The 617-nt window shown below is 40.7% G+C and carries 1 protein-coding gene; it reads left to right on the top strand.

The annotated features are described in order from the left end of the window. Window positions 1-150: 150 nt before the first annotated feature. Window positions 151-617, top strand: a 467-nt coding sequence (locus tag BO222_RS01205; RefSeq protein ID WP_198931973.1) for a hypothetical protein, incomplete at its 3' end; no start/stop codon positions are given.

A 617-nucleotide genomic window follows, 5' to 3' on the forward strand; every position in this document is an offset into this window, starting at 1 on the left:
GAAACCCGCAGAGATCTGATCAAAAAGGTGGTCATCAAAGAAAAGGATGGCTGCTCGTCAATGATCGTTGGCTTAGAACCGCAGACTTATAATTCGCCAGATATGGTATTTCGGGTGGCCGGTTATTACTTTGCCATTTAGCAGAGGCTGGTGCGAAATTTAGAATATAAAAATCGAGACCAGCCAGAACAGACCCGTATTGTTCTAAACGGAAAAAAGTTTCCTTTGGTGACAACGATCGTAATCTGGTTATCAGCCGAACCCTGGCCAGGCGCTAAGAATCTGATTGAAATGCTAGAGGTCCCTGAAGAGTACGTAATGAAACTGCCATATTATCCGCTGCATCTGATTGAACCTTTTGCATTGACCAATGAGGAACTGATGAAATATGGACCGGAAGTTGGTACAGTTCTGGTATTTATTAAAAATTCGAAAAATCAGTACCAACGAAGTGATGAGCTCAAGAAATATGAAGCCGAATTTTCGAATGTCAGCCCTCTGGCGTATGATTGGATTTACGCAGTAACAAAAATCGAATTTGACAGAAAAATAAAGATCAGGAATGGAGTGATCAATATGTGTGAAGCAATTATTCAAATGCAAAATTCCAGCAGAAA

The sequence above is a fragment of the Ileibacterium valens genome (assembly GCF_001945525.1).
Classification (GTDB): Bacteria; Bacillota_I; Bacilli_A; order Erysipelotrichales; family Erysipelotrichaceae; genus Ileibacterium; species Ileibacterium valens.